The organism is Parendozoicomonas sp. 209JJ7-1 (assembly GCF_058147085.1).
Genome location: NZ_JBYVJU010000004.1, coordinates 21465 through 43321 on the forward strand (window position 1 = coordinate 21465; position 21857 = coordinate 43321).

Annotated in this window: 19 protein-coding genes; 6 read left to right on the forward strand and 13 right to left on the reverse strand. The window is 49.8% G+C overall.

Annotated elements, in window-relative coordinates:
• Positions 1–19: 19 nt before the first annotated feature.
• The 4 genes from ACY2RQ_RS05160 to ACY2RQ_RS05175 all read right to left on the reverse strand — a co-directional run bounded on the left by ACY2RQ_RS05160 (position 20) and on the right by ACY2RQ_RS05175 (position 5137).
• A complete protein-coding gene (locus ACY2RQ_RS05160) occupies positions 20–1324 on the reverse strand; it encodes a hypothetical protein (protein WP_490111888.1) in 1305 nt (434 codons plus the stop codon).
• Between the two features lie 84 nt (positions 1325–1408).
• Positions 1409–3427 (reverse strand): Gldg family protein, encoded by a 2019-nt coding sequence (locus ACY2RQ_RS05165; protein WP_490111889.1) that lies wholly within the window; start codon positions 3425–3427, stop codon positions 1409–1411.
• A 16-nt stretch (positions 3428–3443) separates the two neighbouring features.
• The gene (locus tag ACY2RQ_RS05170) at positions 3444–4178 is read right to left on the reverse strand and encodes an ABC transporter permease subunit (protein ID WP_490111890.1); all 735 of its coding nucleotides are present in this window, start codon (positions 4176–4178) and stop codon (positions 3444–3446) included.
• Positions 4178–5137 (reverse strand): ABC transporter ATP-binding protein, encoded by a 960-nt coding sequence (locus tag ACY2RQ_RS05175; RefSeq protein WP_490111891.1) that lies wholly within the window; start codon positions 5135–5137, stop codon positions 4178–4180. The genes ACY2RQ_RS05170 and ACY2RQ_RS05175 overlap by 1 nt, the downstream gene beginning before the upstream one ends.
• A gap of 420 nt (positions 5138–5557) precedes the next feature.
• Here ACY2RQ_RS05175 and ACY2RQ_RS05180 point away from each other — a divergent pair, with 420 nt between their 5' ends.
• Positions 5558–7948: a Lon protease family protein gene (locus ACY2RQ_RS05180; RefSeq protein ID WP_490111892.1), complete on the forward strand. Its 2391-nt coding sequence runs from the start codon at positions 5558–5560 to the stop codon at positions 7946–7948.
• A gap of 240 nt (positions 7949–8188) precedes the next feature.
• Here ACY2RQ_RS05180 and amrS read toward each other — a convergent pair whose 3' ends face one another.
• Entirely contained in the window at positions 8189–9301 is a 1113-nt protein-coding gene (gene amrS, locus ACY2RQ_RS05185) for an AmmeMemoRadiSam system radical SAM enzyme (protein WP_490111893.1), read from the reverse strand.
• 82 nt (positions 9302–9383) lie between these two features.
• On the opposite strand from amrS, the gene amrB reads away from it, so the two are divergent.
• Both amrB and amrA read left to right on the forward strand, forming a co-directional pair.
• Positions 9384–10175: an AmmeMemoRadiSam system protein B gene (gene amrB, locus ACY2RQ_RS05190; protein ID WP_490111894.1), complete on the forward strand. Its 792-nt coding sequence runs from the start codon at positions 9384–9386 to the stop codon at positions 10173–10175.
• A gap of 2 nt (positions 10176–10177) precedes the next feature.
• On the forward strand, positions 10178–10765 hold the full coding sequence (gene amrA / locus ACY2RQ_RS05195; protein ID WP_490111895.1) for an AmmeMemoRadiSam system protein A: 588 nt from the start codon (positions 10178–10180) through the stop codon (positions 10763–10765).
• A 7-nt stretch (positions 10766–10772) separates the two neighbouring features.
• Here amrA and ACY2RQ_RS05200 read toward each other — a convergent pair whose 3' ends face one another.
• From ACY2RQ_RS05200 to ACY2RQ_RS05225, 6 genes are all read right to left on the reverse strand, one after another.
• Positions 10773–11477: an anti-sigma factor gene (locus ACY2RQ_RS05200; RefSeq protein WP_490111896.1), complete on the reverse strand. Its 705-nt coding sequence runs from the start codon at positions 11475–11477 to the stop codon at positions 10773–10775.
• The gene (locus tag ACY2RQ_RS05205; RefSeq protein WP_490111897.1) at positions 11459–12019 is read right to left on the reverse strand and encodes a sigma-70 family RNA polymerase sigma factor; all 561 of its coding nucleotides are present in this window, start codon (positions 12017–12019) and stop codon (positions 11459–11461) included. Before ACY2RQ_RS05205 ends, ACY2RQ_RS05200 begins: the two co-directional genes overlap by 19 nt.
• Before the next feature lie 83 nt (positions 12020–12102).
• On the reverse strand, positions 12103–12426 hold the full coding sequence (locus tag ACY2RQ_RS05210) for an Hpt domain-containing protein (protein ID WP_490111898.1): 324 nt from the start codon (positions 12424–12426) through the stop codon (positions 12103–12105).
• Between the two features lie 51 nt (positions 12427–12477).
• A complete protein-coding gene (gene ampD, locus ACY2RQ_RS05215; protein WP_490111899.1) occupies positions 12478–13035 on the reverse strand; it encodes a 1,6-anhydro-N-acetylmuramyl-L-alanine amidase AmpD in 558 nt (185 codons plus the stop codon).
• An 88-nt stretch (positions 13036–13123) separates the two neighbouring features.
• Positions 13124–15559 carry a DUF1631 family protein gene (locus tag ACY2RQ_RS05220; protein ID WP_490111900.1) on the reverse strand — a complete coding sequence of 812 codons (2436 nt, stop codon included), beginning with the start codon at positions 15557–15559 and terminating at the stop codon, positions 13124–13126.
• Positions 15560–16038: 479 nt separating this feature from the next.
• Entirely contained in the window at positions 16039–16320 is a 282-nt protein-coding gene (locus ACY2RQ_RS05225; RefSeq protein WP_490111901.1) for a hypothetical protein, read from the reverse strand.
• 140 nt (positions 16321–16460) lie between these two features.
• On the opposite strand from ACY2RQ_RS05225, the gene ACY2RQ_RS05230 reads away from it, so the two are divergent.
• The 3 genes from ACY2RQ_RS05230 (at position 16461) to ACY2RQ_RS05240 (ending at position 19308) form a co-directional block, all read left to right on the forward strand.
• Positions 16461–18053, forward strand: coding sequence for a peptide ABC transporter substrate-binding protein (locus tag ACY2RQ_RS05230; RefSeq protein WP_490111902.1), 1593 nt, complete (start codon positions 16461–16463; stop codon positions 18051–18053).
• A gap of 65 nt (positions 18054–18118) precedes the next feature.
• Entirely contained in the window at positions 18119–18454 is a 336-nt protein-coding gene (locus ACY2RQ_RS05235) for a hypothetical protein (protein ID WP_490111903.1), read from the forward strand.
• A 317-nt stretch (positions 18455–18771) separates the two neighbouring features.
• The gene (locus tag ACY2RQ_RS05240) at positions 18772–19308 is read left to right on the forward strand and encodes a GNAT family N-acetyltransferase (RefSeq protein ID WP_490111904.1); all 537 of its coding nucleotides are present in this window, start codon (positions 18772–18774) and stop codon (positions 19306–19308) included.
• 54 nt (positions 19309–19362) lie between these two features.
• Here ACY2RQ_RS05240 and sctV read toward each other — a convergent pair whose 3' ends face one another.
• Together sctV and ACY2RQ_RS05250 are read right to left on the reverse strand one after the other, a co-directional pair.
• The gene (gene sctV / locus ACY2RQ_RS05245) at positions 19363–21462 is read right to left on the reverse strand and encodes a type III secretion system export apparatus subunit SctV (RefSeq protein ID WP_490111905.1); all 2100 of its coding nucleotides are present in this window, start codon (positions 21460–21462) and stop codon (positions 19363–19365) included.
• 38 nt (positions 21463–21500) lie between these two features.
• On the reverse strand, positions 21501–21854 hold the full coding sequence (locus ACY2RQ_RS05250) for a tetratricopeptide repeat protein (protein WP_490111906.1): 354 nt from the start codon (positions 21852–21854) through the stop codon (positions 21501–21503).
• Between the last annotated feature and the right edge of the window lie 3 nt (positions 21855–21857).

Here is a 21857-nt window from a genome sequence, read left to right on the forward strand (position 1 = left end):
ATAAATAGTTCGCCAGCACTCATCCTGTCATTTTAAGTTCGCGCACACAGGCCCGGAGTTTATCAGCAAAAGCTGACTTACCCACAGCTTTTGAACGGGGATTATCGGAGAGTTCAGCAACCTTCTTTTCAAGTGTGCCGGCAAGCTGTTGGGCGCATTGTTTCATAACCTCCGCTTCTGTCATTTTCAACACCTTCGAAGATGGATTCTGGCTGCCAGTCACCAGCCGTGCAAGCATCATGGCATCCGATTTCAACGCCTTTTCGCCAAACACTCCCAACAGGAACTCCCGTGCACCCGCCTTCCCGGGAATCCTCTGGCTGCGATAATCATTAATCTTGTTCAACAGCTCAGGTTGGCTCTTGCTCTTCCCTATAATTTTCCGTGCACAGTTCTTTACTCTCAACTGTGTCATTTCCAGTAATACACTGTCATGATCGGCTGGTTCCAGCCTGGCCAGTAACCTGGTTTCCACCAGACGATTGACGTCATCAGCCATACTGGCCAGAAAAGCAATATGCTGAGCTTTACCCGGAGAGTGTTGTTCCAGATAACTCTGTACCACCAGTTCGGCATCGGTCCGGGCCTGGAACAGAGCATCAGCCCCCTGTTTTTCCGCCGCTTTGAGATTGACGTTGACACCACTTTCATCCAGTTCATGTTGTTGCAAACGAAAATCATCAACACCACATCCTTCTGCACGGGCAAGGATTTTAATCGCGCCCTGCCCATCCGTTGATTGCATATGGGATTTCACGTAACTGGCACTATCAGAAAAAAACACATGGGCGGATGCTGCTTCCATAAAGTTTCGGTGCTGGCACAGGGAGCTGGCGATCTGCTCCTGACCACGACTTGTAGCCAAAAACAGGTTAACGTGGATATCAGCTTCCAGCTCTTTCAGACGACCAAGTATGGCCTTCTGGCAAAACGCGAATTCTCTATGGGACAGCTGATCACAGACAATTTCCAGTTGCTTCATGGTATTGACCGACTTCAGTACCCCTTGAGCCTGGTTTAGGTTCCCGCAACGACTGATTTCCTGAAGATTGCCAACAATAATGTCCGGAACAGAGTCCCCGTCATAGATTTGCCTGATAACCGGCTGATGGCTGGAAACCGTACGTTGAGCGAGGGAAGTTTGGGGAACCTCAGCAAAGGAAACGACGGCTCCAGCCTTCTCATTCTGGACTCCATGGTAAGCTGTTCCCGGTACAACCTGAACCTGGCCAGTTCCGGAGGAAACAGGTTTTTCCGCCCCGCCCCCAGTCCCAATGGGTGGAAAATGGGGGGAGACCCGCTGAATATCTACGCCACCAGCCATAACAGTGCCTTCCTTTGTCCAACTCACTGTTTTCAGTATAAAAAAGGTTGCCACAGGGGCAGCCTTTCTTTAATAACCTCCGGCTCAGACGACTTTCCGCCGCCTCATTTGCCAGAACAGGGCCAATAACGTCAAAATTACCGGCACCAGCAGGATATTGATCAGCTTAAGGGTACTGCCCAATTGATCAATTTCCTTATTGAGCTGGTGCTGAACATCCCTGAGCTGCTTACGGATTTTCAGTTTCTCCTGCTTGAATTTGTCCAGCTCCTGGAGCTGTTCATCGCTCAGTACCATGGCCTCTTTACCAGACTTCTGCATCTGCAGTTCCATCAGGCGTTTTTCCGTGTCCTGCAGCTGATTGCTGAGTTCCTCTTCTGTTTTCAGGAAGCGGGCCTGGGCATTGCGCTCCAGCTCATCAACCCTGGTAAATGGTCGTGAAAACTGTCCACGGCTGCGGATGCTGATCAGGTCCGCGTTACCCGCCAGGTTATCTACCATATTGACGACCATGTCACCATTGTTGGCGAAAGGGTTCACCATCTGTTGGCCAAAGAATTGTGTAATCTGCACCCACAACCGATTGGAAAGCGCATCAGTATCTGTGACAACAATAATGTTGGCTGGCTGTTGGGACGTCATTAACTGGGGAGCATATTCCTCAGCTTTCACATCACTCTTTCCTTCCTGTTTTTGCTCTTCTTCCTGCTCCTCAAGGGCTGGGGTTTGATCTTTCCCTCCAACCTGAGAAGCCGTACTTTTATCTTCCTGCTTGGGGCGACCATCGGGGAAAGCGGTTTTGACCTGTCCGGTAATTCGGGCAGCTAGAGTGTAACGTTCGCCGGTTGGCTTAAATTCCTTAAACAGCACTTTAGGGTCAAACATCATCGCCAGCTGGCCAGAATCCAGCAATGCGGAACTCTCGCTGGATTGAATCAAAGGCTCAAAACCAATCTCAGCGCCCTCTTTCAACTGCAAGGCACCGGCACTGGCAAAGTTCACGGTTTTCAGGCTGCCGGTGACAACGTCCTTACTGTTAAAATTGGCAGAGCCGTAACCAAGAATTCCCAGATGGCGAACAGGACGTCCCATACTGCCTCCTACGGAAAGAGCATACTGCTCATCGGCCACAAAACGGTCTTTGACCATTTCCAGCCCCCAGGCTCCGAGCAGCTGCTCAAGATAAGCTGACTGGGGGCCGCCGCCCATGCCATACATGCCTCCATCGCCTCCGGCAGCTTCTGCATAAGGGTCAAGAAAAATCAGGGTATGGCCGCCTTTCAGCACATACTGGTCAACGGCGTATTGCGTGGCCGGGGAAAGCTCCGGCAACACCAGCACCAGAAGACTTATGTCGTCAGGAATAGTAGTTACAGATTTATCCAGATACTGAACGTCATAGAGCTTATCCAGCTGCGACATACTGATCCAGGGTTGCTTTGGCTGGCGGGTAGCCATATCAAAACCACCACCATTCAAAGCAATAATACTGCTGATAACACCCAGTTTGGGTTTGATTACACGGCTAACGCTGTATATCAGGTTACTGATATCGTATTCCAGAAAACGTTCTTTATCTGGGGAAATAAAGCTGATGATTTCTGTGTTCCTGACAGGCTCCGTAGTTTGATCAGCACCTGTTCCAGAGTCCGCCTTCTCCTTTTCAGGCTTATCCGGGGCCCCTATAGCCACCAGCCCCATATACACAGTCTGGCCTCTGCCCATAGCGAGGGGGACTGCCTGCAAGCCATAACCCGAAGCCTGGTCCTCCTGCTCAGAGAAAGGTTCAGGGTCAATCACTTCCAGCTTTACACGCCCATCGGAAATCTGCACATACTCCTGCAACACTTCCTGAATCCGCCTGGCATAATTGCGAATCTGGGGAACACCTTCTGTCTGTCCCCGGGAGAAATAGAATTTCAGGGTGACCTGTTCTGGAAGGTTGCGTACCAGGTTCTCTGTTCCCTGTGACAGGGTATAAAGACTGTCTTCTGATAAATCCACCCGTACGCCTCGGAACAGCGCATTAACAGCAATGGCCACCACCAGTACTGCCAGGGCAATTATCACCAGGCCAGCTTTGGAAAACAGTTTATTGTTCATTCTTCCGGCCTCCCTTTTAGTCCGCTTTCTTCATATCGATAACCACTGCTGTCGCCAGCAACCAGGCCCCTATCATGATCAGGAAATACAACAGATCACGAATATCCAGAACGCCACGGCTGATAGCTTCAAAATGAGTCAGGAAACTCAGACCGGCGACAGCGTCCACCAGCATGGCCGGTGCCCAGGCCTGGAAAGCTTCCAGTACAAGGGGGAAACCTGCCACCACAAACAGAAAACAGAGAACAACCGTAAGAATAAAGGCGATCACTTGGTTATTGGTAGCCGCAGACATACAGGAGCCAATTGCCAAAAAGCCCCCCGCCATCAACCAGCTGCCGATATACCCGGCGAGGATCACCCCGTTATCCGGGCTGCCCAGGTAATTCACCGTTATCCAGGTGGGAAATGTCAGGGCCAAAGCTATTCCGGTAAACACCCATGCCGCCAGGAACTTGCCCAGCACAGCACTTCTCAGGGTGACGGGAAGAGTCAGCAGCAATTCCAGGGTTCCTGTTTTCCGTTCTTCCGCCCATAAGCGCATGCTTACGGCAGGAATAAGAAAAAGATAGAGCCAGGGTTGGAACATAAAAAATGGCATCAGGTCAGCCTGCCGTCGTTCATAGAACCCACCAAGATAAAATGTGAAAACCCCATTCAGCATCAGGAAGATAACAATAAACACATAAGCCAGGGGCGTTGAGAAATAACTCCCCAGATCCCGCCGGAAAATGACAGCAATATGGTTCATCAGGCCACCTCCCGGCTTGTGTTTATATCTGTAACTGAGCCTGTCAGGTGCCGGAAAACATCATCCAGCCGCCCACGCTCCATAAATATCTCTTCAACCGCCCAGCCACTGCTTTTCACCAGCTCGTTCACCGGGTGGAAGAGTTCAGCGCCCTCTTCCGGCAGAACGGTATAACGCCCGGTATGATCTGGACTGGTCTCTACGCCAGCGACACCACTCAAACCAGAGAGAGCCTGGCGGATAGTAGCTTCATCAGTTTCCGGCAGGTTCAGGGTAATAGCCCTGTGATAACGGGAGCGGGTTTCCAGTTCAGAAGGTGTGGCGTCTGCCAGAATGCGACCTTCGGCAATCACAATCGCCCGGGTACAGACGGCGGTAACTTCCTCAAGAATATGGGTAGAGACAATAACGATCTTGTCTTTGGCCAGGCCGCGAATCAGTTCACGAACCTGATGCTTCTGGTTGGGATCAAGACCGTCGGTGGGTTCATCAAGGATCAGCACTTTAGGGTTATGGAGAATGGCCTGGGCGATGCCAACTCGCCGTTTGTAACCTTTGGAGAGGTTATCGATAGCCCGGTCAGCTACGGTTTCCAACTCCAGCAAGTCCATCACTTCCGCCATCCGCCGGGTTTTCTCGTTCCCGGAAAGCCCCCTGATATCACCGATAAAATGGAGGAACTGCACCGGCGTCATATCCCCATAGGCCGGTGCCCCTTCCGGAAGGTAACCCACCAGCTGCTTGGCCGCGACCGGGTCCGTCAGAACATCGTGGCCGAACACACTCACATGACCATTCGAAGGCTTAATAAACCCGGTCAGCATTTTCATTGTGGTTGATTTGCCGGCCCCGTTCGGGCCAAGGAACCCAAGAACGTCTCCTGGTGAAACAGTAAACGATATACCGTTAACAGCCTGAAAGCCCCCAAAGGCTTTCTTCAGATTATCAATTGTTATCATCTTTGATAAGATCCGGTGATTGATAAGCGACCCTGTTAGCTGACAAACATTAGCGCCTATTCCCTGACTCGCAAGGTCGGCGGAGCAACAAACAGATGCCCGACAGGCTTTCCGACAACAGCCAGATCAAATAATTCAAATGGCCCTGAGCCCGAACCTGGAATGCCCTGAGCTATGGGGTCTATCATTTTTTAAATAATCGGGGTTGGATTTGAACCTCATATCTCTATCAACCGAATGCCTCTAACCGGAGTCTGCACCCCCTAACAAACCCGGCAAAACTCCACAGGACAAAGCTGGCAAATGATGACAGCGGATTATAGGATTTCTGTTATCTTTTCCCGTCCAACGTGGAGTCCCCTCTTCCCCTTCTGTTGGGGTATGATAAGTACTGACACGGACAAGGGAAGAAAGGCGTTAATGTCTACAGCAGTCACCAAAACCAAAGTACCCGTTTATCAGTTGACTTCTCGTCAATCTGTGGCAGAACTCGGTTTCAAAAACACGGACGAACTGGAATCTTTTGCCGGCATTCTTGGCCAGACACAGGCTGTAAGTGCCATTCGCTTTGGCGTGGCCATGCAGCGACCCGGTTACAATATTTATGTGATGGGGGAGTCCGGAACGGGACGAACGTCCTACATAAAACACTTTCTCACCGGCGAAGCCGAAGCCATGGACACTCCCGATGACTGGGCCTATGTCAATAACTTCGACAATGCCCGGGAGCCTGCGGTCCTGAGACTGCCCGCTGGCACTGGTGCCGAGCTTCAGACCAGCTTTACACATCTTGTTGATGAGCTGATGGATACCTTTCCAGCAGCCTTTGAGAGTCCATCTTACCAGCAGAAAAAGAGTCTGATTGAGCAAAAATTCAACAAGAGTTACGACAAAGCCATCGAGACTGTTGAGCAGGAAGGTCTGCGCCGGAATATCTGCCTGTTCAGGGAACAGGGTTCCCTGACTTTCGCCCCCATGCACGAAGGCAAGCCCATGGACGAAACCGAGTTCGCCCAGCTGCCGGATCGCAAGCGTAACAAATTTAACAAAGATATTTCTGAACTGGAAACCCTTCTCAATGAAGAGCTGGCGGAACTCCCCCAGTGGAAACGGGAATCCAGCGAAGAACTGCGTCGCCTGAACCATGAAACCATCGACAAGGCCCTGGAACCGCTGTTAAAACCTTTGCAGAAAAAGTTTGGTCGCTATACCGGAGTCACTGAATATCTGGAAGCGATTAAGGAAGACCTGCATAAGACAGTGGTTGAACACCTGGCGGATGAGCGGGGTATTGAATTCAAGGAAGATGCTGGAAAACGTAACCTGCTGCGGGATATGTATGTGCCCAATATTATTGTGGGCCACAAGGAAGACGCCCACGCTCCGGTCATTTTCGAAACCCACCCCAGCTATCGCAACCTGTTTGGCCGTATTGAGTACACCACGGAAATGGGTGCCCTTCTGACCAACTATCGGCAGATCTGCCCCGGTAGTCTGCACCAGGCCAACGGCGGTTTTCTGGTGCTGGAAGCCGCAAAGCTCCTGGAAGAACCGTTTGTCTGGGAAGCCCTGAAGCGAGCCCTGAAAGAACGTCAGCTCAAGATTGAATCCCCGGCCAATGAAATGGGCCTGGTCAGCACTATCACCCTGAACCCGGAAATTCTTCCCCTGGATGTGAAAGTGATCCTGGTGGGCTCCCGACAGATTTATTATCTTCTTCAGGATCTGGATGCGGACTTCCATGAAATGTTTCGGGTTCTGGTGGATTTCGACGCTCACCTTGAGCGTACCCCTGACACCACCAGCTCATTTGCCCGCCTTCTGCACACACGGGCAAAAGATGAGGGTTACCCGCCGCTCACAGCCCAGGCTGTAGCCCGTATGGTGGAGCACAGCTCTCGACTGGCGGAGCACAAGCAACATCTCTCTGCCCATATCGGCGACCTCTTTGACCTGCTGGCGGAAGCGGACTACATCCGTCGTTCCACCAAAGGCCGCAAGATTACCCACACCCATGTGGACCAGGCATTGGAAGCCAAAGCTGTGCGTACCAGCCGGGTGAGTCGGGAAATCCTTAAGGAGATGCTGGAAGGCAGCATCCTCATTGATACGGAAGGGTATGCTGTTGGCAAGATTAATGGCCTGACAGTGTTGTCTATTGGTGATACCAGTTTCGGCTCTCCAGCCAGAATAACCGCTGCCGTCTATCCCGGCTCCCAGGGCATTGTCGATATCGAACGGGAAGTTCAGCTGGGACAGGCGATTCACTCAAAAGGAGTAATGATTCTGACCGGGTATCTGGGTGCCAAGTATGCCCAGAAATTTCCTCTGGCTATCTCCGCCAGTCTGGCCATGGAGCAATCCTACGGTTATATCGACGGGGACAGTGCCTCACTGGCAGAGCTCTGCTGCCTGTTATCTGCCTTGGTGGGAGCACCAATCAAACAGTCCTGGGCAGTGACCGGTTCAATGAACCAGCATGGTGAGGTTCAGGCCATTGGTGGAGTTAACGAAAAAATTGAAGGTTTCTTTGATCTCTGTACCGCCCGCGGATTAACCGGAAACCAGGGAACCATTATTCCCGCTGCCAATGTGCGTAACCTGATGCTGAGTAAACGGGTACTGACAGCTGTTCGTAACGGCCAGTTTGCTGTACATGCGGTTACCCATGTTGAGGAAGCCCTGGAAATTCTGACAGGCATTAAGCCAGGAACACTGAACAGTCGCGGAAAATATCCAAAAAACAGCCTGAATGAAAGAGTATTAAAGCGCCTGATGGAAATTGCCGAGCTATCCAAGGACAACAACTAATCTTTAAAGATTTTCACCTTCTGGAAAGAAAAAATCCCGGCTCTGGGGGAAGAACCGGGACTCAAATAATTGGCTTCATCACACACTAACAAAGCCAAAACACCAAACACACACAAGGAGAATGAGAAGTCGCTTTTCCGCCCTCTCGTATACTCTGACAACGGGTTTCCGAAAAAGTTCCAAAAAAATGAAAAAATCTCGATTTTTTTCATAGTCTGAAAAAAACCATAAACTATTACTTTAAGAAGACATTCGAACAGGTATCCGACGAGCGCCCCAGACTCCGGGGGTCAACTCAAAACGACCGGGAATTTTTTCACCACATTGATGACAACATCCCCCTTTATCCAGATTCCAGACACCCAACCGATACCAGTCCCGTTCAATCAACAACTCTCCACATTTCGGACACCAGGTGCTGCCACCCTTGCTGTCATGGACATTTCCTGTGTACACATAGTGCAGGCCATTCTTTAAACCAATATTCCTTGCTCTGCTCAAGGTTGAAGCCGGTGTTGGCGGGTGGCTCATCATTTTCCAGTCGGGGTGAAAGGCAGTGAAATGCAGCGGAATATCCGGGCCGAGGTTGTCGTAAATCCATCTGGTCATCTGATCCAATTCTTTGTCACTGTCGTTTTCATCGGGAATCAACAAGGTAGTGATTTCAAACCAGACGCTAGTTTCTTCTTTCAGGTATTTCAGGGTTTCCAATACAGGAGCCAGTGAACCGCCACAGATTTTTTTGTAGAAATTCTCGGTAAATGCTTTCAGATCAATATTGGCGGCATCCATAAACAGGTAAAACTCCCGGCGAGGTTCCGGACAGATATAACCAGCAGTAACCGCAACTGACTTTATTCCCCGTTCATGGCCGGCAACGGCCACATCTTCGGCATACTCCAGAAAAACCACCGGATCGTTGTAGGTAAAAGCCAGGCTTCGACAACCCAGCTCATGGGCTCTCCGGGCCAGCTGTTCCGGCATGGCCTGATCCGCCAGTGTATCCATCTCCCGTGATTTGCTCATATCCCAGTTCTGGCAAAACTTGCAGGCCAGATTACAGCCAGCGGTACCAAACGACAGCACCGGAGTACCTGGATAAAAATGATTCAGGGGTTTCTTTTCAATAGGGTCAATGCAAAAGCCGCTGGAACGGCCATAGCTGGTCAGTGCAATTTCATTATTGTGCCTGGCTCGAACAAAGCAAAGTCCCTGCTGACCTTCCCGCAGTTTGCAGGCCCGGGGGCAGACATCGCACTGTATACGGCCATCATCCAGCTTGTGCCAGTACTGTGTGGACCAGTACTTTGGTGGTGTCTTCAGCGCCGGTGTTTGAGGTTTCTGTGTAGCCATATATCCCCCAGAAATAACCTGCTGGCAGGGAAGTCTCGCACTCCACTATAATTATACAGCCTGGATAAAAGAGAGTCCTCCTATGTCTGTGCGCCAGCCTGCTGTCGCCGGTATGTTTTATCCCGCCAACAGCACCACCCTCACCAATATCCTGCAGGCTTTTTTATCTTCAGTTCCTGGAAAGGATATTAGTGCCAAAGCTCTTATTGTTCCCCATGCGGGCTATATCTATTCCGGTGAAATTGCCGCCAGCGCATACGGGCTGCTTTCCAGCCGCCGAAATACCATTACCAGAGTTATCCTGCTCGGCCCGTCCCACCAGCATTATTTTAAAGGATTGGCGCTCCCTTCCAGTTCAGCTTTTGACACCCCCCTTGGTTCGGTTTCTATTGACCAAACGGCTATAGAAAAGCTGCAATCCTACAGCCAGGTGAATATTCTGGATGCCGCTCATGTACGGGAACACGCCCTGGAAGTGCAACTGCCCTTTTTACAGATTTGCCTGGACAGTTTTACTTTGGTTCCCTTTGTTGTTGGCGAGTGTTCCCCTAAAGCCGTGGCTGAAGTTCTGGATGTTCTTTGGGGAGGCTCAGAAACCCTTATCGTGATCAGCTCCGACCTCAGCCATTATCTTTCCTATCAGGAAGCCCGGAAACATGATGCCGAGACGATTCACACAATAGAGAAGCTACATCCAATACTTACCGGTGACCAGGCATGCGGTTGTCGTCCATTAAATGGTTTGCTGGATATTGCCCGCCGGAAAAAGATGGATGTTTTAACCCTTGATGTGCGTAATTCCGGAGATACAGCCGGGGACTATAGCCGTGTGGTTGGGTATGGAGCACTCGCCCTTTGTGAAGGAACCCATTAATTATGACCCAGACCATGTACCCGCCGAGTCAGCAACCCGCTCTTTTATCACTGGCAAAACAAACAATTACCCTCGGTTGCCAGAACATTCCCTTCGATGATATACAGCAACAGGTTGAGCGTCCTGCTTTCCCGGGTGCAGAAGATGTACGAGCCTGTTTCGTAAGCCTGCACAACACACAGAGTTTAAGAGGCTGCATAGGCTCCCTTGAAGCCTACCGGCCTCTTTCTGCGGATATTATTGCCAATGCCTGGGCGGCTGCTTTTCAGGACCCAAGATTTCCCCCTGTCACAGAGCCGGAAATCCCGATGCTCTCCATTGAGATATCCATACTCAGCCCTGTGCAACCTTTTCCCGTAAACACTGAGCAAGAATTGCTGGCTCAACTGGTTCCAGGTACCGATGGATTAGTTATTGATGATAAACGAGGTCACAGGGCGACATTCCTGCCACAGATATGGGAACAGTTACGGAAACCGGAAGATTTCCTGAATCACTTAAAAATAAAGGCGGGTTTAGGAATGAATGAATGGCCGGAAAGTCTCCAGTGTTTTCGCTACCACTGTGAGGCTTTCCGGTTAGAACCATAGAAACTCTTCAGATACTTTTATTCAAAGGCGTCCACTGACCTTTGGTAATCACAGGACCCATTTCATAACCGCTGGGAGCGCCGCTCATACTCTTTTCGAGAGAAATCACCAATGGAGAATTCTTCAGATCAGCCTGCCACTCCGGCTTAATCGGCACCTTGTTCACCCCGGATTTCGGCAAGATCCCGAGAGACACAGGTTCACGACCATCCAACATCAGCCAGAGTTCGCACACCTGCCCAGAAGGAAGCTCGTCGGGCTGTACCGCTTCAACATAAACCATATCCTGGCTCATCGAAGCATTTACAATCCATTCCGGCTGGCTGTTCTTACCGTGTACGATGTAAACATAATCCATACTTCCGGAAGGCCCCGGCCCCTTGAACCAGAGGAATACTGCCATAAACAGCACAGATGTCAGACTGACACTGGCCCCTTGCCAGAACCGCAGACTGCTCCAGAAACTCTCTTTTTCCGGCCTGGTTACCGCAGCAATATTCTTCCAAACCTGCGCCGAAGGCTGCTCTGGCTCCAGCCCTTCGTTGAGCACATTAAGATGCTCCTGCCAATGCAGAACATCAGTCTGGGCCTCATGGCTGACTTTTAATAACGCCTCAAACCGCTTACGCCTGGTACTCTCCAGCAATCCGAGTACATAGTCCGCAGCCGCCTGACTTCTCTGCTCAGGATCACTCAGATTCCATTCAGACATTCCCGCAACCTCGCAAGTCCCCGTCTTACCCAGGTTTTTACACTTCCCAGGGGTGATTCCAGCTGCTCAGACAGCTCCTGGTGGGTCAGACCATCAAAATAAGCCAGCTCAATACAAACCCGCTGCTGTTCAGACAACCCGGCCAGACATTTGTGAACATGTCCGGTACTGCGGGATAGCAACAGTTGCTGCTCCTGCCCGGGGGACTCGTCTGCTATCTGGTAAAGCTGGTCATCATCGCTGACTTCCTGCACCCTCTTGCGCCTTAGCATATCCAGGGCCTGGTTTCGTACTATCGTATTCATCCAGGTCATGGGTCTGGCTTTGCTGCCATCGTAACTGCCGGCGTTCTGCCAAATCTTGATATACGCATTCTGTACACAATCCTCTGCCTGTCCCCTGTCTTTAAGGATACGCAGGGAAACAGCAAACAGATTCGCGGAAGTGCTTTGATAGAGTTTTTTCAGGGCACTGTGCTTTTCGTGGGCACAGTCCTGAAGATAGTGTTGCAGGGTATGATCCCGCCCGGTATCCGCCGTCATTTGTTGTTGTCTGAGTTATGCTAAAACTGCAGGAATCATATCACGGCAGGGATAAATGAACATGGATGAATAAAGAACAAAAATCACAAATTATCTATCGCATCCCTGACCCGGATAAACCCATGCTCAAGATTGCGGGAAAGTTCCGGGAATTCACCGTTTCTATCTTTGCGGCCGGCCTGCTCAAGTTCATTTGCAAGCTCTGCCAGTTCAGCAGCGCCGATCACAAAACAGGAACCTTTAATACGGTGGGCAAGCCCCCCAACATCCATGGCATTACCAGCAGCAACAGCATCTTTGAGATTTTGCAGATCGGTTTGCGTGGTTTCCAGAAACTGCGCCAGCATATCTTTCATCAGGTCAGCATCATCACCGACAATATCTTTCAGTACATCAAGATTCAGCACGGTACCTCCCTGTACACCGTTTTACACCACTGCCTTAAAGCTATTAAGAAACTATAGCTCTCCCAGCGAGGTATGGTAACGGTGCCATTCAAATGCTGGTCCGGGGTCGGTTTTACGTCCGGGAGCAATATCCGAATGCCCGCAAATATTATCAACCGTCAACTTTGGATAGTGCTTCATAAGAACCTGGGTCACCTCTTTCAGCATCTGATACTGGCAATCCTCGTAGGGCACATTATCAGTGCCCTCCAGCTCAATACCAATAGAGAAGTCATTACATCTTTCACGCCCCTTCCAGCTGGATACACCGGCATGCCAGGCGCGTTCATCAAAAGAGACAAACTGGATCATACTGCCATCACGGGCAATCAGCAGATGAGCTGAAACTTTCAGTCCTTCAAGATCAGCAAACGATTCATGTGCCCCACAATCAAGGCAATTAGTAAACAGATGCCTTATATAAGGACCTCCAAATCGCCCCGCCGGCAGGCTGATATTATGAATAACCAGCAGTTCAATCTCACTATCCACAGGGCAGGTATTATAGTTGGGGGATGGACAGGCTTCTGCTCTGTCAAGCCAGCCATTTTTTATCTGCATTGTCTGCATGGAAAAGAAAATCCTTTATCAGAGCAGCGAAAAGTACAAAAGGAATATCTCAGGAGAAGGCAGCGTTGGCAATAAGGCGCTCTGACAGTTATTTCTTAAACAAACGGAAGTTGCCAATAACAGACTGCAGGGCTCGATCAAAAACAGCCTCTTCCCGTTTTCCTTCTTCAACCAGTATTAGGGAACCGGCTTCCAGTTCGTCCTGAAGATTCTTGGCAGTTTTCTCACTAACTTTCACCCCGTGGGAATTTACAAAAATATAATGCCCGTTACCTGTCACCTCAGTTAAACGACAGCGTACAGCACCAGCAATTCCGGTAAACTCCACTTCACAGCCAACAACAAAATCCTGCAAAGCCTCTGTATCAACAGTTTTTGCTTCACCCTCGGGGGATTCTTCCTCGAAAGAATCATCGGCCATACTGGATTCCAGTACAATTTCCTCCTCAATATCCTCATCATACTCAGGGAAAAAATTGTCTTCACTCTCATTGGTTTCCCACTTTTGAAGTTTGTCATTAAAGTCCTGTTTGACTGGCCTCACCGACTCTGGCTCTAACTGTTCATCAACAGGCTTAGGGTCACGGCTCTCTGGTATGGCCTGCGGTTTCTTTGAGGATACCTCTGCAGACTGTTTGCTGGGAGAAGGGGACGGTTGACTGGCCAGTTTGTCCAGCTCCTCCATAGCCGATATAACCTGGGATACAGGATCTTCAAAGGTTGCATATTCTCTGGATTGTTCATCATGGAAAGATTTAAGATTTTTTATATACAACTCAGCCAGGCAGGGATCATAGGAAATGCTTTGCAGACCCAGTTCCAAAGCTTCATAGAGTTTGGGCAACAGTAGACTACGTTGCTCCATTTCTTCCCGGGACTGACAGAGCTGAATACTGGACACCACATGGTCAACAACATGCACAGCCCTCTTCCAGCCTGCACCCTCGCGCCCCTGTTTTAAATAGAGGATAAACAGATAACTGCTCCAGGCTTCATGGAGTAAAGGGTCAATAGATTCAGGGATAGCTCTGCCACCAATTTTCTGGTCAATAATATCCTGAACCTCCAGCCGGGCCTGTTCAGAGCGGACTCTTGCCTGTTCAACTTCACGGGCTCGTTCTTCAAAGCGGCCAAGCCGGGTTTTCTCCTCTTCCAGAAATTCACTGAAGCTTTTCAGGGCTCGCTCAAACAGGGAGATATCTGTGGAGAATTCCTGAAGAATGGCGATAACAATTTTCTCAACTTCACGCGTCAACCGTCTGGTCTGGGCTTCTCCCTGAGTTTTGGATTGAACTCCGGCACTGGCCAGTCCATTAAGCAGCCGTCGGGCGGGATGGGAACGCTTGTTAAGGAATGTACGATCTAAAATCGCGAGTTTAAGAACCGGCACCTGAAGCCGTCCGATAAGTGCTTTAACTATTCCCTCCAGCTCATGGTCATCAAGAATAAATTCAAACAGCATGGAAACAACATCAATCAGTTCGTTATCCTGCTGATTCAGGACTTTCTCCCCCTGGGAACCTGCAAGGGCGATATCCATTGTCTCTCGCAAGCCTGGTCCAGATACTGCGATACCCCCGGGTTCTATTTCCGGCTGACGGGCCTGGATTAATGACAGCAGCCCCATTAATTCCTGTCGTCCCATCACCTGGGGTTCAGACGTTGCTGAATGAGTGACTTGTTCCGATGGTTTTGGCTGTTGAGCAGAGGGTTCAGGAATGTTGTCTGGCTCACTCCTCTTTTCATCCACTGATGCATCTTTTTCAAAACCACAAGCATTGGTCTTCCTGGCCGCCTGTGCCCGATTCTTGCGCCTGTCCTTCTCCAGTTCAGGAAGAACGCCGTCCTCCCTTAAGCCATTATTTACACGACGATAAAACGCTTCTGCACTATCCAGAAATATCTGCTCAAAAATCTTCAGTACCACCAAACGCACTTTCAAAGGCAGGTTCAGCGGTTCCACTGTTATCAGAAATGCCCGACCCGCGGCTACAGGTCCGATCGGAGTATTGATCACAGATACAAATTCCAGGGAATAAAGTGATGCGAGACGACAATCCAAAACTTCCAGCTGTTTACCGCACTCTCCCTGCTGAACACGTTCCAACAAGCCAGCGATAGCAAGGCGCTCTTCAAGGTCTTCATCACCGACAAGAGATAAATTATCGGCCTGTACAACCATTAATGAAAACTCTTTATTTTGTTCCGGATTGTGCAAATGCTCACCAGGTTCAAAACCGTTGGCAATGGTTTCCAGAAATCTCTCGCTGATACTTTGTTTCTGCATACGAATCGCACGCATTCCATCAAACAGCAGACTTTGTTCCCCATGAAGAGTGGCATGGCCGGACATAGTAAAGAGTGTATCGTCTACCTGATCAAAGAGGGGAGGAAGGAATTTCCGATAGTAATCAATTGCCTGGGCACGCACAGGCACAACCGCTCCTGGAACCGCCGCCGGAGGCGACGGCTCGAAACCTGTGTCAAGCTTGACAAGCTTTGAGTTCCTACCAGCCATGTACATCCCTTCCCATGGTTTCTGGTGACTTCTCCGGACACTCTCGGCAGAGGGAACCCGGCATAATTAATTATAAATGTTCCAGGCCGGTCTTAGGCTTGGTTTTTATAACAGAGGGGAGCAAGAAGAAGCAGGAAAGATCAAAGGGGAGTAATAAATCAGAATTATGGCCCTTATTGAGAAGAATTCACATCATCAGCCTCAGCCCGGATGTTTCATAAAAACCCGGGCTAGAGCCTGTTCATGATCTTTCGTGGAAAGCGAAAAGGTCGATAACAGCTTCTGTTCCTTTGGCTTTTCGAGGCGCATAGTAGAGCTACGTAACAAGGAAAAGCGGAGAAACAGAACTTTTATTCGACATTTTCAGCCCATGATAAAATTGTGCACTGGCTCTTACAGCAAAGAGCGTATCAAAGGGACAGAAGGTATTTTCACCAATATTGCTATTGATGAAGCCGGAAAGCCTTTATGAGTAGACCGGTAATTTAGCCTTCCAGATTCTTCTTTATTTCCTGAGTGAACTCTTTGGAGCGTTCCATAAACTGCTTTACAGACTGTTCGGCCATTATTTTTCTTAACTGCTCTTCACCGGTAAGAGTTTTCTCATCTTTCTCAGCGTCAACCTTGTTCTTTTTATCGAGGGCGTTTTCAAAAACATCCGTATCAGATTCTGCGACTTTACCTTTTGGAGCCAGTGGCTGCTGGTCTGGAATGGCTCCTGTCTTGCCACCTGCACCTGGCTGAATACCCGGATTCACTGTGCTCATATTCCTCTCCTCTGTCACAGGACTCTTCACTGGCGCACCATCATATACCGGACATTTCCAAGTCAGCTTCAATTCCATTTGGCTATAGAGGAAATGACAAGTATGTTTAATCAGGTTAGCTGCCGGTACAGAGAATCCTAATGAAAACAGCGCAAACCCTGCTATTTGCTCTCATAATGTTGATTCCGGCCATTGGTTTCAGCGACTTCCCGCCGCATCACCTGAACAGGGCCAACAGTTCAGAGCCTGAATCCCTGGACCCTCAGCTAGTGCATACCCTACCAGGCATGCGGATTGTGGATGACCTGTTCGATGGTCTGATTCACCGCAACCCGAAAGGAGAAATTGTTCCCGGACAGGCTCTTTCCTGGACAACGTCAGACGATGGCCTGATATGGACATTTACCCTGCGTAAGAGTCAATGGTCTGACGGGCAGCCGGTCACAGCCCATGACTTTGTACAGGCATGGCAAAGGGCCGTAAATCCTGCAACAGCATCACCCTACGCCTGGTACCTGGAGATGATGGCTATCACCCATGCTGCAGATATTATTCAGGGGAAGAAAGCAGCAACAGCTCTGGGGGTTTCAGCACCAACACCGCACACTCTAAAGATCAGTCTCAAACACCCTGTTCCCTGGCTGCTGCAAATGCTGGTGATGCCCGTTCTTTACCCGATTCCTCCGGGCATTATTGAAAAATATGGTGAGAAGTGGACAACTCCCGGCCATATGCTCAGCAATGGCCCCTATCAGCTGAACGAATGGATTGTAAATGAGAAGATCACATTGAAAGCCAACCCTAAGCACCCTGATATCCACAAGCTGGACATTGGGAGTGTTACTTTCCACTCACTAACCTCAGAAGCCGCCGCGTTTAACCGCTATCGTTCAGGAGATCTGGATATCACGCTGGGCGTACCTCTTAATTACTACTCTCGATTAAAAAAAGAACGTCCGGATGAGATTCGCACAACCCATATGCTGGGCACGGAATACTATGCGTTTAATACACGTCAAAAACCTTTTAATGACTGGCGAGTACGAAAAGCTCTTTCTCTCGCCCTGGAAAGGGAATTAATTACCGAACAGATTTTAGGGGAAGGACAGATTCCTGCTTACAGTTTTACCCCGGCCTATATGAATGGAATGCCTGCCTATCGGTCTCCTGCTGCATCCATGACTAAAAAAGAGAGAATTGAAGAAGCCCGCAGGCTCTACCGGGAAGCCGGGTACAGCGCTGACAGGCCTCTGCAATTCTCACTGCTGTACAACACCAGCGAAACTCGACAAAAAACAGCCATAGCGGCAGCCAGTATGTGGAAGAAAAACCTGGGTGCAAAGGTCATCCTGGAAAATGCCGAATGGAAAACCGTTGTCAGTCGTATTCGCCAAAAAGATTTTCAGGTAGCCCGGGCTTCATGGGTGGCGGACTTTAACAGCCCTGTCAGTATGCTGACTGTTTTTGACAGTCATAACAGCAGCAATAAACCCGGTTACCAGAACCCACATTACGATGGCCTTCTGAAGCAGCTCAATAAAACGGAAAACGGGCAGGGGCCGTTGTTTATTAAACTGGAGAATATTCTTGCCCAGGATGCTCCTATCGCTCCCCTCTACCACTACGTGACTCCCAGTCTGGTCAGCCCTCGGATTCAGGGATGGTACGATAACCCCAGAGACCTTGTGATGACCCGCTACCTGTCCATCAAGGAAGAGCGAAAGTCACCATAAAAGGAGCCGGAGATTCTTCCGGATTTCCCATAAAGTGCCATGCCTCTGTGCCGACAAATCTGGGTATGAGATTACAGAGGCAAATGGCCATGGGCAGCGATAACTTCACCCTTACAATCAGCCAGAGTACGTCCGACAGTGGCGATTTTGCCATTCATTTCAACGAGCAGGGCAAGCGCCGTGAGAAAATGCTGCTCCAGCTCCATTTTGTTGACCCTAATGTTTTTGATGATTCCTTCAGAGATGAAGTTGTAGCGATAGTCGCCCGCAAACTGGCCCGCAGGATTATCGATCAGAAAGGCCAGCCGACTCTGATGACCCCTAAAGCCAAAAAAGCCTGTGAAAAGGACGCGAGAAAAATCGTTAAAGACATGCTGGATAAAATTCGCAAACAGCCCTGACACCCCGCACAATCGTGAGCCAGCTTCAGGGCTGGCTATATTTCCCCCACTCTCTCAGCCTTGGCAGCACCTGATGTTATCGGCCAGTGCACAGGCACCCGTCCTGACTGTGTGCCAGATCCGTTACTGGCCCTGCTGACAAACTATCAGGTGTTCACCTGTACCTGCTCGCCCCCGAATGGGTTAAGAGGAAGAGGGTTATCCCTGGCTCTGTTTATCACAGGCTGGATAGCAGCAAACAATAACCTGCAATCAGCCTAACTACACACCAAAAAGCGCCGATATATACCCTGTGAAAACTGCAGGATTCAAAGGCTATGGAACAGCCTCTCGGCGATGGATTTATCATCAGAAACTTCCTTTATGGCGATGCTTCGGGGCTGTCCCGCAATGGTGATAACCCAAACATCGCCATAAACCAGCGTGAATGTTTTCCCAGCCCCTACACCATCGAGATGGCCCGAAACTGGATTCAGTACGTTCGGGACAACGAGGCGGATACCCGCTTTGTGATAGCCACCGATAAAGAAGCCATTGGTGAAATAGGCATAGTGATTCAGCCGGATGTACACCGTTACAGCGCTGAGATCGGCTTTTGGATAGGGGAAACTTACTGGGGACAGGGCCTGATGACCAAAGCCGTGACCTGGATGATTGGGCACTGCTTTGAAGAGCTGGCTCTTAAGCGGATATTTGCTGATGTGATGGAATACAATATTCCCTCACAAAAGGTTCTTCAAAAATGTGGCTTTGAACTGGAAGGCGTATTCCGTAAGAACATCTTCAAGAATGATAATTTCTATGATCAGTTTGTTTATGCCCGCCTGAACGAAAGTAACCCGCCACAAAATTAGGCTGTATCAGCAACGCCATATATCGCAGCCAACCGAAACAAAGCTTAAATAGGGTTAATTCAGGGTTATACGACCAAGGGGCTGTACAGTAATTTCCTCTGTCAGCTCCTGGTGGGAGAGAACCGCCAGTTCATAGACTTCCGCCTCCAGCAGTTTACGGACATACCGGCGAATATCCATAGAGGTAATCATCACCGGTTTGTGGTCAAGGTGACCGATTTTACCCACCGTTGTTTTTACCTTATCCACAAATTTAGCGGTCACTGTCGGGTCAAGGGCAAGATAGGCACCTGCGGACGTTTGCCGAATACCACTGCGGATAGTGTCTTCAATATCCTGATCCAGCAGGTACACCGGCAGAATATTCTGGCCATTACTGTACTTGTAACTGATATAACGCTTAAGGCTACCGCGCACATATTCCGTTAACTGCACCACTTCTTTCTCTTTATGGCCCCAGATCACCAGGGATTGCAAAATAGTTCTGAGGTTTCTTATAGAAATATCTTCTGAGACCAATCTTTGGAAAATTTCAGCGATCTTATTAACCGGTATCAGACGCTGGACCTCTTTAATCAACTCACCAAAAGTGTCTTCCATTTTTTCCAGCAGGAAGCGGGTTTCCTGGATACCGATAAAGTCTTCCGCGTATTTTTTCAGCACAAAGGCCAGGTGATTGGTCAGCACCTGTGAATCACTCATATAACTCACACCGGCCTTTTCTAACGCATCTTTGTTCTTTTCCTTAACCCAGAGGGTATCCAGATTGGGAATAAACTGATCACCGCCCTCATAGGGAATCTTCAACATATCCAGATGCTCGGACTGCTCCCTGGCAAAGACATAACCTTCCCGAAAATGACCATGGGCCACAGGCACTTCGTTGAGCATAACGCTGTAATGATCATCTTCCAGGGAATCGTTAAAGCGCAGATGAATACCAGGGAAAGGCACCCCCAAATCCATATAGAGCGCCTTTCTGACTTTCAGCAGTTCATTATTCAGCTCGGTGGTATCCAGCCTCTGCTGAAGGGATGTGGGCACATCAATAATCAACGGCAGTGTCTGGGTAAATTCTTCCTGCTGATCCAGTCGCTGGTTCTTGTCCGGCTTACCGGAAGCCGCGGCCTGCATGGCTGGAATGCCACCAGCGGAATCTGCTTCTGCTTCTCCTTTAGCCAGTTTTCTTAATTTCAGAAACCCGCCACCACCAATAATCGCGGCAAGGAACAGGAACGTTAATGTAGGAAATCCGGGAACCAGGCCAAACCCAAGCAGCAAGCCTCCACCCACCATCAGCGCCTTGGGTTTATCCATCAGCTGACCGCCGATTTCACTACCCAGGTCTGAGGCCTCCTCGTTGGATACCCGGGTTACAATAATACCGGCGGTGATGGAGATCAGCAGTGCCGGAATCTGTGAAATCAACCCGTCACCAACAGTCAGAATCGAATAAAGCTGCAGGGCTTCACCAGCAGGAAGGCCTTTATTAAATACACCAATACTTACGCCCGCAGCGATATTTACAAAAATAATTATCAGGCCGGCAATGGCATCCCCTTTTACGAACTTCATGGCGCCGTCCATGGAACCATAAAGCTGGGATTCTTTCTCAACCAGCCCGCGACGCTTCTGGGCCTCTTCCATATCAATGGCACCGCCACGCATATCCGCGTCGATACTCATCTGTTTACCGGGCATACCATCCAGGGAGAAACGTGCTGACACTTCCGCTACCCGTTCAGAACCCTTGGTTATTACCAGGAACTGCACAATCGTGATGATAAGGAAGATTACGATACCAACCGTCAGGTTACCGCCAACCACAAAGTTTCCGAAGGTATAAACAATCTGTCCGGCATCCCCCTGCAGCAGAATCAATCGGGTGGTGGTTATCGAGAGAGCCAGCCGGAACAGGGTTGTAATCAGCAGAACAGACGGAAAGGTGGAAAACTCCAACGGCCCCTTTAAATAGATGGCCGTCATCAGCAGGATGGTGGACAACCCCATATTCAGGGCGATCAGTACATCCACCAGTACCGTAGGCATGGGCATGATGATCAGAACAATAATCGCCACCAGCAGGAGGGCGAGCATCAGGTCATTACGCTTACCTATGCCGATCAGAATGTTCTTGATACTGAGGGTGCTCATAGAATCCGTTTTGGAGCCCGATGGGGAGAACTGACCCTTTACTCTTCGGCCGTATCTCCGGGTTGCTCTTGCGCCTTATCCAGGCGCACCCTGGCCCGCCCCTGAATCCAGGATATCTCCCTGGTATCAGCATCCGGCGGTACACATTGCATGTATTTATCGGCCATGGAAATACACTCTTCAGGCTGGTCAGCCACTAAAAGAGCGTAACTGAGCATACGGTAAACTTCAGCGTCTTCAGGGGCCAGAATTCGCAGCCCATGAAGCAGCTTGAGAGCATCGCCAAACTGGCGCTGCTGCAGACGGGTATAAGCCTGGGTCAGAACCCAATCCTTTTGAGTCTGGGACAGGTTGTTATCATCTTCCGGGGTTTCAGGAGTGGATTCTGTCATGGC